Here is an 11,012-nt window from a genome sequence, read left to right as displayed (position 1 = left end):
AGGTGTTCGAATCGATCGCCCGCGGGTAACCACAGAGCGGCGGACCCGGCCACAAGGCAGATGAGGGGGTCCGGGTCCGCCGCTCGCCCTCCTGGGTCCACCTTCCCGCCGCGACACGCCGGGCAGCGACCTCTGAGCACACCGGATTGAACCGCAGCGCCGCCCTATTCCGTTGACGAGGCGAAAGCGGCACCGGCGCGACGCCGTGCCGCGCCTTCGGAACGGAACCCGACATGACACTCCACGAACAACTCCGCACCCGGCGCAGTGTGGTCGCCGCCGGGGCGGGCATCGCCGCCGCGGCGGCGGTCACCGCCTGCGCCACCTCCGGCAAGAGCGAGCCCCCACCCGCTCAGGGCGACCGGCCCGCCGATGCGGACCGGCAGGCGAACACGCTGGCCGAGACGGCCGACATCCCCGTCGGCGGCGGCGTGATCGTCGGTGACACCGTGGTGACCCAGCCCAGCGCGGGCACCTTCGTCGGGCTGTCGGCGGTGTGCACGCACGCGGGATGCAAGGTCGCGGCGGTGTCCGGCGGCACCATCAACTGCGCCTGCCACGGCAGCAAGTTCGCGTTGGACGGATCGGTGGTCAACGGCCCGGCCACCAAACCCCTCGCCCCGCGCGCCGTCCGCGTCTCGGGTGATTCGGTGGTCGCCGGGTGAGCCGGTCGGCCGGGTTCAGGAACCGCCGAACATCTCCGCCATTCGACGGTCCATCTCGTCGGGCGGCACGTCCTCCACATGGGTGGCCACGGTCCACCGGTGCCCCCACGGGTCTTCGAAGGCGCCGCTGCGGTCTCCGTAGAACTGGCTGGTCATCGGCGTGAGCTCCGTGGCGCCCGCGGCCAGCGCGGCGGCGAAGGCGGCGTCGGCGTCCTCGACGTACACGTACAGGTTCACGGGGGTGCCGCCGACCGTCTTCGGGTCGAGGAAGTCCATATCCGGCGCCGGATCGCCGAGCATGACGACGGAATCGCCGAACATCAGCTCGCAATGGGCGATCTTGCCATCCGGACCGGGCATCCGCATACGTTCGGTGGCGCCGAAGATGTTCTTGTAGAAATCGATCGCCGCCGCCGCGCCGTCGATGGCCAGCCCGGGCGAGACCACCGGATAACCATCGGGAACGGGTTTGACATCAGACATGGAGAACCTCCGGTCGAGGCGTTTTGTCGGACCATGTCGAGCCTATTCCGGCGATCCGCGCAATTGGCCGGATCGTCGGAAATCAGGGACCCGCGGAACCTTGCAGCCGACGCACCTGGGCCGCGGTGAGCGCGCTGAGCACGGCGGGGTCCACCGCCTCCGGCGCGGTCACCGCCACCTGTAGCAACGTGCTTCCCACCTGGACGATCGCGACCGACGAGCCGAGGGCGAGCCCCTCGCTGGTGGCGCGCACCTGGAAGGCGCCCGCGGCGTCGCCGACCGGTGGCTGGGTGAGCCCGCCGATCCGGTAGTCCACCGCGATATCGGTGGCGTCGTCGCCGGAATAGCGTGTGCACCGCCGCACCGTCTCCTGCACGGCCGAAAACGCGGACGGGAGCGAATCGGCCGGATAACTCGCCGCGTCGATATCGATGCTGGAGAAATTCGGCCCGGCGTATTGCGTAGACGCCTGAGCCAGTGCGCCGGAGTATTGCGCGCCGAGCGGAGTGAGTACCTTCGCGCATTCCGCCGGATTCGTCGCCGAGGCACCGGTCGAGGAGGTCCCGGTGGCAGCGCGCGGCGGCAGCGCGGTGAAACCGGACGGCAGGTCGGCGTCGCCGAGGAGCCGGGCGCCCAGCCGTGCGGAATCGGTCTCGGGTGCGGCGGTCACCGGGACCGCGGCCACCGCGGGCCCCAGCGGCGGCAGCTCGCGCGCCTTCGGCTCGGCGGGCTCGGCGGACCCGCAGCCCACGACGAGCGCGACGGACGCCACCGCGAACGGCAGGGCGCACGCACGGGTCATTCGGTCCACGACACCTGCGTATCGAGCGTCTGGCGCAGCGTGCTGTCGCTGTGCGGATCGCGGTAGGCCTGGTGCCCGCCGACGGTGATGGATCCGGCCACCGGCAGCGGCAATCCGAGATCCACCGTGATGGTGCCCGCGCCCTCCATGACGTAGTCCCGGATGTCCAGCGTGCCCGCGTTGTTCGGCAGGTTCCACACCGGCGACTTGGGCTTCTGGGTGACGTGCAGTTCGATGGTGAGCCGGTCCCCGTCGCGTTTGCTCAGCGTCGCGGTGGTCACCTGGTCGAGCAGGACGCCGCTGCTCACTTCCTGGCGCACCGTCCACACCGCGCCCTCGCCGACGGGCTCGTCGGGGAACGCGATCGACCGGTACACGGCCTGGTAGAACGCCTGCTCGAGGGCGGCGCGCGCGGTGTTCGACGCGTCGGGGGCCGGCTCGAGCCGCAGGGCGGTGATCGTGCCCAGATCGCTGAGGTCGAAACCCGCGTGCGAGCCACCGATCTTGGTGAGCGCTTTGGCCATCGTCGGGTCCGGTGAGGTGACCGTACCGAGGGTCAGATCGATGCCGTCCGCGGTGGTTTGCGCGGTCATCGGAATGGTCAGCGCCGGGGTGGAGAAGTCGCGCTTGGGCTGTTCATCGATCTGCTGTTCGATGTGGTGGGCGGTGTAGAGCGTGACCCGCTGCACGGTGCCGGCCGGATACTCCGGCCGCAGCAGCGAACGCGGTTGGGCACCGGCCGATTCGACCGTGGCCACCGCTGCCGCGATCGGCACGGTCACTTCCTTGCCGATTCCCAGCGGCTCCGTTCCGTCGGCCTCACCGCTCGACTCCGCGCCGTCGCCGCAACCGACGCCGAAGGCCGAAAGCCCGACCGCGAGCACCATGAGCAGCACGCCCGAGCGTGCGCTCCGGGCGGAGCCCGGGCTCCGATGAAGGCGGGGGGAAGACAACACCGTCACGAGCAACAGCGTACGACCGCTTCCTGAGTGTCAGCTGGGACATCCGAGTGTGCGCCGGCCGGCGTGCCACGCGCCGTCCGCCGGGCGCGGGCCGGGCAATCGGACGCGCGCACCGAGCCCGATCGGGCTCGAGAGATGATGGTCGGCGTGAGTGACGACGGGCCGCCCGAGGAAAACCCAGCAAACACCGCCGATCCGACGACCGAGCCTGCTCCACCGCAGCGTCTGCGGACGCTGCTCGTTCTCGCCGCGGTGGTGCTGGGCCTGGATCTGCTCACCAAGACCATCGCGGTCGCGAAACTGACGCCGGGCGACCCGGTGTCGATCGTCGGTGACGTCGCGCGCCTGAGCCTGGTGCGCAATCCGGGCGCGGCGTTCTCCATGGCCACCGGCATGACCTGGCTGCTCACCCTGGTCGCCGCCGCCGTCGTCGTCGGAGTGGTGCGCATCGGCCGCACCTTGCGCTCGCTGGGGTGGGCGATCGGTCTGGGCATGGTGCTCGGCGGGGCGCTCGGCAACTTGATGGACCGGCTGTTCCGCGCGCCGGGCCCGCTGCAGGGCCATGTGGTCGACTTCGTCGCGATCGGCTGGTGGCCGGTGTTCAACGTCGCGGACTCGGCCATCGTCTGCGGCGCGATCCTGCTGGTCGCGCTCACCGTGTTCGGCTTCGAACCCAACGGCACCCGGGTCGGCCACGGCAAGCCCGGCGACGCGAGCGAGGGCAGCGCGGCATGAGGGAGACCAGGACCATGCCCGTCCCCGACGGGCTCGACGGCATGCGCGTCGACGCGGGCCTGGCCCGCCTGCTCGGCCTGTCCCGCACCGCGGTGGCCGCGCTCGCCGAGGAGGGCTCGGTGCAGCTCGACGGCGTCGCCGCGGGCAAGTCCGACCGGCTCACCGCGGGCGCCTGGCTCGAGGTGATCTTCCCCGAGCCGAAGCGAGAATTGACCATCGAGGCCGAACCGGTGGAGGGGATGAAGATCCTCTACGCCGACGACGACATCGTCGCGGTGGACAAGCCGGTCGGCGTGGCCGCGCACACCGGTGTCGGCTGGAGCGGGCCGACCGTCGTGGGCGGGCTCGCCGCGGCCGGATACCGCATCTCCACCTCGGGCGCGCACGAACGGCAGGGCATCGTGCACCGCTTGGATGTCGGCACCTCCGGAGTGATGGTGGTCGCGCAGTCCGAGCACGCGTACACGATGCTCAAGCGCGCGTTCAAGCAGCGCACGGTCGACAAGCGCTACCACGCCGTGGTGCAGGGCCATCCGGACCCGAGCAGCGGCACGATCGACGCCCCGATCGGCCGGGCCCGCGGCAACGACTGGAAGTTCGCCGTCACCGCCGACGGACGGCCCAGCGTCACCCACTACGACACCGTCGAGGCGTTCCATTCGGCCAGCCTGCTGGACATCCATCTGGAGACCGGCCGCACCCATCAGATCCGGGTGCACTTCTCCGCGATCCGCCACCCGTGCTGCGGTGATCTCACCTACGGCGCGGACCCGCGCCTGGCCGAGCGGCTCGGACTGCAACGCCAGTGGCTGCACGCCCGGTCGCTGGGCTTCCAGCATCCCGCCGACGGCCGCTACCTGGAGATCACCAGCGAGTACCCGGACGACCTGAAACACGCGCTGGACGTCCTGCGCGATGTCTGACCGCCGGCTGCCGCCGCGGCGCGGTATCTTCCTCGCCGCGGCGGTGGTCGCGCTGATGGCGCTGATCTACGCGCTGGGCGCGCTGCATCCGCCGTATCGCACCGCGCCGGCCACCGACCGGCTCGGGCCCGACCGGGGCGAGCAGGTCACGGATTACCTCGACCGGTCCCGTGATTCGCTGGAGGCGGGCGGCGACGAACCGCGCTGGGCACTGGTGTCGTTCACCGAACCGCCGGCCCCCGAGCAGATTCCGGCGCACAGCGGCGGATTGCGGATCTCCCAGGTGCTCTACCGGGTGCCGGTCCCCCGCGTGCAGACGCCCTTGGTAACCGTGCCCGTCCCGGAAGGTGCGGCCGCGGCGGTGGATTCGGCGCAGGACGCGGCCTGGCTGCTCCCCCGCCCCGCCGACGACCGTTCCGCCCGCGTGGTGGAGTACTCCGCCGCCCGGCTCCGGGACGGCTGCGGCTGCGTCGTCGGACTCGTCGTCCGGGGATCCCCGGCGCAGTTGCGGGACCTGGCCGGACGCAACGGCATCCGCGCGGTCCAGGCGCTTCCCGCCGACGCGGTGGCGGGCAGCTTCGCGGTGGTTCCGCTGCTGCCCGATTACCGCGATGTCGTCCTGCCCGGCCCCGACGACGGACCTGTTCCGCAACCGTGAGCGGCCGGGCGCTCAGTCCGGCAGGGTGACGACGCCGTCGAGGTAGCGGCGGCAGCGCCCGAACAGCAGCACCCGGTCGCCCGCCAGTTCGCAGCGCAGGCTTCCGCCGCGGCGGGAGAGCTGCCTGGCGTGCAATTCGGTGCGGCCGAACCGCTCGCTCCACAGCGGGACGAGCTGGGCGTGCGCGGATCCGGTCACCGGATCCTCCGGAACGCCCACGCCGGGGCCGAAGAAACGGGAGACGAAATCGACCGTGTCGCCGGGCGCGGTGACGATCGCGGCGCGCGGCAGGGCGGGGAACGCCGACAGCACGGGCGCGGCATCGCGCACCTCCTGTTCGGTCGCCACGACGATCACTTCGTCGGCGCCGGAATACGCGGCCACCGGACGCACCCCCAGCGCCGCGACGAGCGCCGGATCGGGCCGCACCGGGATGCTCGGCACCACCGGCAGGTCGAGGATGTACTCGTCGTCGTCGGTGCGGTCGACGTGCAGCCAGCCGCTGCGCGTGTAGAAACTCACCCGGTCCTCGCCGGGATGCAGGTCGGCCAGGATCTGCGCGGCGCTGGCCAGGGTGGCGTGCCCGCACAGCGCGACCTCCACCCTGGGGGTGAACCACCGCAGGTGGAAAGCGGGCCACTCACCCGGCGGCATGCCCGCCTCGGGAGGTAATTGCGATGTATAGAACGCGGTCTCGGCGAGATTGTTCTCCTCGGCCAGCTGTTGCAGCAACGCATCCGGGAGCCACGACGGGAGCGGCATCACCGCGGCCGGGTTGCCCGAGAACGGTGCGTCGGCGAACGCGTCGATCTGGTGCAGCAGTACCTCCATAGTCTCCAGAAGGTACTCCAACTCTGAATGGCCGCTTCGCACAAGGCTTCTCGTGGCGCGGCTGGTCAGGCGTCCAGTCTGTCAGGCGGCTCCGCCGGGCGAGCTCGGCAGCAGTTGCCGCTTGTCGCCGAGCAGCACCGCGCTCACCCACCACGCGGCCTCGACCAGTACGATGCCCACCACGCCGCAGGCCACCGCCGCACCGGTGAACGCGAGGTTGGAGGGGTCGAGTTTGAAGAACTCGCGGGTGAACGGAACGGTGAACAAGAAGACGTACGCCGCCACCGACGCCGCGATCAGGACCACCTTCCACCAGACGTACGGACGCGCCACGATGGCCAGCACCCACACCGCGATCATGATCAGGGTGATGAGGGCGGTGGTGCCCGCCTGGACCTTCTGCTCCTCGCCCGCGTCCGGCCCGGCATAGGCGATCAGGTAGGCGACGAAGGTGGCCGCGCCGATCACCGCGCCGGACGGGATGGCCAGTCGCATGACCCGTCCGACGAAACCCGTGCGGGCGCGCTCGTTGTTGGGCGCGAGCGAGAGGATGAACGCCGGGATGCCGATGGTGAACCAGGCCGCGATCGTGACGTGGCGCGGCAGGAACGGGTAGCCGATGGGCTCGTAGTCGAAGATCTGGGACCCGACACCGGCGATCCCGACCAAGAAGGCGAGCAGGACGGAATAGACGGTCTTGGTGAGGAACAGATTCGAGACGCGCTCGATGTTGCCGATCACCCGGCGTCCCTCCCCCACCACATAGGGCAAGGTGGCGAACTTGTTGTCCAGCAGGACGATCTGCGCCACCGCCCTGGTCGCGGGGCTGCCCGACCCCATGGCCACGCCGATATCCGAATCCTTCAACGCGAGAACGTCGTTGACGCCGTCACCGGTCATCGCCACGGTGTGCCCGCGCGACTGCAAGGCGGACACCATGGCGCGCTTCTGGTCCGGACGGACCCGGCCGAAGGTGGTGTTGCGGTCCAGCACGCCGGCCAGCCCGTCGCGGTCCTCCGGCAGTTCCCGCGCATCGATCGGGTGATCGCCGCCGGGCAGGTCGAGCGAGGAGGCCACCGCGCCGACCGACACGGCGTTGTCGCCGGAGATGACCTTGATCGAGACATCCTGGCTCGCGAAGTACTCGAGTGTGTCGCGGGCGTCGGGCCGGACCTTCTGCTCCAGCACGACCAGGGCGGCGGGCCGCACGACGCCGGGAGCGTCCGCCGCGTCCACCGCACGGTCGCCGCGGGCCAGCAACAGCACGCGCAGACCGGAGGCGCCCAGTTCCTCGGCCACCCGCGCGTCCGCGGAGTCCGGGTCCAGCAGCACGTCCGGCGCGCCGAGCAGCCAGTCGCCGTGCTCGCCGTAGGAGCAGCCGCTCCATTTCTTGGCCGAGGAGAACGGCGCGACGGCGGTGCGCTGCCAGCCGGGACCGTCCGGCAAGGCCTCGACGATGGCCTGGACGCTCGCGTTCGGGCGCGGATCGTCGGCGGCGAGCGCGGCCAGCGCGGCGCGTACCTCGGTGTCGTCGAAGGTGTCCAGGGTCTTCAGATCCGACAGCCGCATGCCGTTCTCGGTCAACGTGCCGGTCTTGTCCGCGCACACCACGTCCACGCGGGCCAAGCCCTCGATCGCGGGCAACTCCTGGACCAGGCACTGGCGCCTGCCCAGCCGCACCACGCCGACCGCGAACGCTATCGAGGTCATCAGCACCAGCCCCTCGGGCACCATCGGCACCAGCGCGGCCACCATCCCGGTGAGCGCCGGACGCCAGGACTCCTTGCTCGAGACGAGCTGGTTGTAGATGCTCAGCAGGCCCGCCGGGATCAGCAGGTAGGTGATCAACTTCAAGATCTTGTCGATACCGCTGCGCAGCTCGGAGTGCACCAGGGTGAACTTGCTCGCCTCCTCCGCCAGCCGCGCCGCGTAGGCGTCCCGGCCGACCTTGGTGGCGCGGTACGCGCCGGACCCGGACACCACGTAGCTGCCCGACATCACCGTGGCGCCGACCGCCTTGTCGACCGGATCGGCCTCGCCGGTGAGCAACGACTCGTCCACCTCGAGCTGCGCGGACTCCTCGACCGTGCCGTCCACCACGATCTGATCGCCCGGCCCGAGCTCGATCAGGTCGTCGAGCACCACGTCGTGCGGCGCGACCTCGACCGCCGTGCCGTCCCGGCGGACGGTCGGCTTGGCCTGGCTGACGATGGCCAGTTCGTCGAGCGTGCGCTTGGCGCGGATCTCCTGGATGATGCCGACCGCGCTGTTGGCGACGATCAGCAGGCCGAACATGCCGTCGATGATCGATCCGGTGGCCAGCACCAGGACGAAAAGGACCCCGAGGATGGCGTTGATCCGGGTGAAGACGTTCGCGCGGACGATGTCGCGGACCGAGCGGCTCGCCCGATCGGGGACGTCGTTGGTCAGCCCGTCGCGGCGACGTTGCTCGACCTCGGCCGCGGTCAGTCCGGTGGCGCCCGAAGCCTGCACGGTAATCGACATGACCGCAAGGCTACGGGACAACTACGTTCGTCCTCGTGCGGCGAAGCAGGTCCATCCCCGGTGCAGCGTTCGGAGCGAGCGCGTACTTCTTGTGGGGACTTTTCCCCGCGTTCTTCGGATTGCTGGCGTTCGCCAGTCCGGGTGAGGTGGTGGCGCAGCGGATCGTCTGGACGCTGGTCGTCGTGCTGGCGGTGCTCGCCATGAGCGGCCGGATACGCGAGTTGCGCGGCATCGGCGGCCGCGTCTGGCGCCTGGCCGCCGTAGCGTCCGCCGCGATCGCGCTCAACTGGGGGGTGTACGTCTACGGCGTCACCTCGGGGCACGTCGTGGAATGCGCGCTCGGCTATTTCATCAATCCGCTGGTGACCGTCGCGTTCGGGGTGGTGATCTTCCGGGAACGGCTGACCGGCGCCCAGTGGGCCGCCCTGGCACTCGGCGCGGGCGCGGTGGGCGTGCTCACCGTCGACTACGGCAGGCCGCCGGTCATCGCCCTGGCCCTGGCCTGTTCGTTCGCCACCTACGGCCTGGTGAAGAAGGTGATCCCGCTGGACGCGCTGCGCGGCATCGCCGCCGAGGGCATCGTCGCCGCGCCCTTCGCGCTGGCGTTCGCCGTCGCTCTGGCGATCACGGGGCACAGCGAATTCGCCTCCGGCCCCGCGCACACCGCGCTGATGGCGGCCACCGGACCGGTCACCCTGGTCCCGCTGCTGCTGTTCGCCGTGGCGGCTCAGCGCGTCGCGCTGTCCACCATGGGCCTGCTGCAATACCTGACCCCGGCGCTCCAGATGGCCTGGGGCGTCGCCGTCGCGCACGAGCCGATGCCCGCCTCGCGATGGGCCGGTTTCGCGCTGATCTGGGCCGCGCTGGCGATCTTCACCACCGAAGCGCTGCTGCGGGCCCGGCGTGCGCGGCGCACATCGCGTGAGGCCACCACCACCTCAGGCCCACCCGCGAGCGAAACTCGATCCACCCTGTGAGCTATGGCCGTCCAAGCGATCCGGCGGCGCACCTCCGGCGGATTAATTGCTACAGTCGTAGCATATTGGCTACGATTGTAGAATGACCGCGCTACCTGCTCGCGACCTGCGAAATCACACCGCCGACGTGTTGCGCCGTGTCGAGGCAGGCGAGGAGATCGAGATCCTCAAGGACAACCGGCCGGTCGCGAAGATCATCCCGTTACCGCGGCGGCGACAGTGGGTACCCGCCGCGGAGGTCCTGCGTGAACTGGTTCGCCTGGGTCCGGATACTACGGGCCTACGGGAGGAACTCCGTCAGACATTGTCCGAGACGACGGACGACCTGCCGTGGTGAACGACCAACGCGCGCTGGCCGACACGTCGATATTCATCGGCCTCGAGGCGGAACGTTTCGACCCGGCACGATTCGACGGGTACGAATGGGGTGTCTCGGTTGTCACTCTCGGTGAACTCCGCCTCGGGGTGCTGCGGGCTGCCGGCCCCGAGACATCGGCCCGAAGGCTGGCGACCTACCAGCTGGCACAGCGGTTTCAGCCACTCGAGGTAGACGAGACCGTTTCGGAGCGCTGGGCGTTGCTGGTCGCGCGCCTGCGGGCCGCCGGACGCAAGGTGCCGATCAATGACAGTTGGATCGCGGCGACCGCGCTGGCACACGACATTCCGATCGTGACCCAGGACGGTGATTACGACGCGATGCCCGACCTGAAAGTGCTGAAGTTATAGGAGTCCGGCGGCGCACCGACCCACGACACCGACGCCGAACAACCGGCTCTTCCGAAAACAACGACGGGCCGGACGCCGAGACGAATCCCGGCGACCGGCCCGGCCGGCGGTGCGAACTCAGCTGCAGGCCGCCGACTGCTGACCGAGGTTGGTCAGCATGGTGCAGGCCCACGCCTTCTGGATCTTCCACTTGCCGTTGTCGGCGACGAACGGCACGTCGACGATGTTCTCCTGGCCGTTGAGGATGAACTTGGCCTTCGCGTTCACGCTGTCGCCGAACGAGGTGACGTCGGTGACCTCGATCTTCACGTCGGCGCCCGCCGCGGCTTGGGACAGGCGATCCGGCAGCGTCGGATCGGCTTCGGCGCCCTGGACGTTGTCCAGCTTCTCGGAGGCGGGCACCGACGGGTCCAGCGCACGGGAGAGGGCGGTGTTCAGCTCCGCGGGAGTCGGGACCGGCGGCAGGTTCGCGCTCGCGGTCGCCGACGCCTTGGCGCTGGTCGACGTCTTGGCGGCGGGCTTGCTGTCCTTGTCGTCGCCACCGCAGGCGGTCAGGCCAAGCGCGGCGACGATGGCCAGGCCGGCGATCGCGATGCGTCCAGTCTTACGAAGCTTCAACTGCTCGTCCTTTGCGTTCGAGAGGTCCGTGTCGTGTTCCACCTTGACAGCCGCCACCCGAACCGGCGGCGCTGCACGAGGTCTCAGGCTACCGGCACCGGGCGGCGCCGCCGAGGATCCACACGGA

At 70.2% G+C, this 11,012-nt stretch carries 13 protein-coding genes; 7 read left to right on the top strand and 6 right to left on the bottom strand.

What is annotated here, in order from left to right; all coding sequences use genetic code 11:
* Nucleotides 1-233: 233 nt before the first annotated feature.
* On the top strand, nucleotides 234-665 hold the full coding sequence (locus NG1_RS32720) for a QcrA and Rieske domain-containing protein (RefSeq protein ID WP_062977406.1): 432 nt from the start codon (nucleotides 234-236) through the stop codon (nucleotides 663-665).
* A gap of 15 nt (nucleotides 666-680) precedes the next feature.
* Here the strand turns inward: NG1_RS32720 and NG1_RS32715 are convergent, their stop codons facing one another.
* The 3 genes from NG1_RS32715 to NG1_RS32705 all read right to left on the bottom strand — a co-directional run bounded on the left by NG1_RS32715 (nucleotide 681) and on the right by NG1_RS32705 (nucleotide 2,837).
* On the bottom strand, nucleotides 681-1,148 hold the full coding sequence (locus tag NG1_RS32715) for a VOC family protein (protein ID WP_062977404.1): 468 nt from the start codon (nucleotides 1,146-1,148) through the stop codon (nucleotides 681-683).
* 82 nt (nucleotides 1,149-1,230) lie between these two features.
* Entirely contained in the window at nucleotides 1,231-1,950 is a 720-nt protein-coding gene (locus NG1_RS32710; protein ID WP_062977402.1) for a sensor domain-containing protein, read from the bottom strand.
* Entirely contained in the window at nucleotides 1,947-2,837 is an 891-nt protein-coding gene (locus NG1_RS32705) for a hypothetical protein (protein WP_063910502.1), read from the bottom strand. The genes NG1_RS32710 and NG1_RS32705 overlap by 4 nt, the downstream gene beginning before the upstream one ends.
* Before the next feature lie 213 nt (nucleotides 2,838-3,050).
* Between NG1_RS32705 and lspA the strand changes: the two genes are divergently transcribed.
* The 3 genes from lspA to NG1_RS32690 are packed head-to-tail and all read left to right on the top strand — an operon-like array spanning nucleotide 3,051 to nucleotide 5,228.
* The gene (gene lspA, locus NG1_RS32700; protein WP_245660147.1) at nucleotides 3,051-3,647 is read left to right on the top strand and encodes a signal peptidase II; all 597 of its coding nucleotides are present in this window, start codon (nucleotides 3,051-3,053) and stop codon (nucleotides 3,645-3,647) included.
* Nucleotides 3,644-4,570, top strand: coding sequence for an RluA family pseudouridine synthase (locus NG1_RS32695; protein ID WP_040865953.1), 927 nt, complete (start codon nucleotides 3,644-3,646; stop codon nucleotides 4,568-4,570). Before lspA ends, NG1_RS32695 begins: the two co-directional genes overlap by 4 nt.
* Nucleotides 4,563-5,228, top strand: coding sequence for a hypothetical protein (locus tag NG1_RS32690; protein WP_062977398.1), 666 nt, complete (start codon nucleotides 4,563-4,565; stop codon nucleotides 5,226-5,228). The genes NG1_RS32695 and NG1_RS32690 overlap by 8 nt, the downstream gene beginning before the upstream one ends.
* 12 nt (nucleotides 5,229-5,240) lie before the next feature.
* Here NG1_RS32690 and NG1_RS32685 read toward each other — a convergent pair whose 3' ends face one another.
* Both NG1_RS32685 and NG1_RS32680 read right to left on the bottom strand, forming a co-directional pair.
* On the bottom strand, nucleotides 5,241-6,059 hold the full coding sequence (locus NG1_RS32685) for a PhzF family phenazine biosynthesis protein (RefSeq protein ID WP_062977396.1): 819 nt from the start codon (nucleotides 6,057-6,059) through the stop codon (nucleotides 5,241-5,243).
* Nucleotides 6,060-6,140: 81 nt separating this feature from the next.
* On the bottom strand, nucleotides 6,141-8,564 hold the full coding sequence (locus tag NG1_RS32680) for a cation-translocating P-type ATPase (protein WP_062977394.1): 2,424 nt from the start codon (nucleotides 8,562-8,564) through the stop codon (nucleotides 6,141-6,143).
* Between the two features lie 35 nt (nucleotides 8,565-8,599).
* Here NG1_RS32680 and rarD point away from each other — a divergent pair, with 35 nt between their 5' ends.
* The 3 genes from rarD to NG1_RS32665 all read left to right on the top strand — a co-directional run bounded on the left by rarD (nucleotide 8,600) and on the right by NG1_RS32665 (nucleotide 10,267).
* Nucleotides 8,600-9,541, top strand: a complete 942-nt coding sequence (gene rarD, locus NG1_RS32675) for an EamA family transporter RarD (RefSeq protein ID WP_062977392.1) — start codon at nucleotides 8,600-8,602, stop codon at nucleotides 9,539-9,541.
* An 82-nt stretch (nucleotides 9,542-9,623) separates the two neighbouring features.
* Complete coding sequence (locus tag NG1_RS32670) at nucleotides 9,624-9,878, top strand: type II toxin-antitoxin system Phd/YefM family antitoxin (protein WP_040865950.1); 255 nt, start codon at nucleotides 9,624-9,626, stop codon at nucleotides 9,876-9,878.
* On the top strand, nucleotides 9,875-10,267 hold the full coding sequence (locus NG1_RS32665) for a type II toxin-antitoxin system VapC family toxin (RefSeq protein ID WP_062977414.1): 393 nt from the start codon (nucleotides 9,875-9,877) through the stop codon (nucleotides 10,265-10,267). Before NG1_RS32670 ends, NG1_RS32665 begins: the two co-directional genes overlap by 4 nt.
* A gap of 117 nt (nucleotides 10,268-10,384) precedes the next feature.
* On the opposite strand, the gene NG1_RS32660 is transcribed toward NG1_RS32665, so the two are convergent.
* On the bottom strand, nucleotides 10,385-10,885 hold the full coding sequence (locus NG1_RS32660; RefSeq protein ID WP_040865962.1) for a WKL family lipoprotein: 501 nt from the start codon (nucleotides 10,883-10,885) through the stop codon (nucleotides 10,385-10,387).
* Between the last annotated feature and the right edge of the window lie 127 nt (nucleotides 10,886-11,012).

The organism is Nocardia gamkensis NBRC 108242 (genome assembly GCF_001612985.1).
In the GTDB taxonomy this organism is placed as follows: Bacteria; Actinomycetota; Actinomycetes; order Mycobacteriales; family Mycobacteriaceae; genus Nocardia; species Nocardia gamkensis.
The sequence above is the reverse complement of the archived record's forward strand: the minus strand, read 5'-3'. Positions and strand labels throughout refer to the sequence as shown.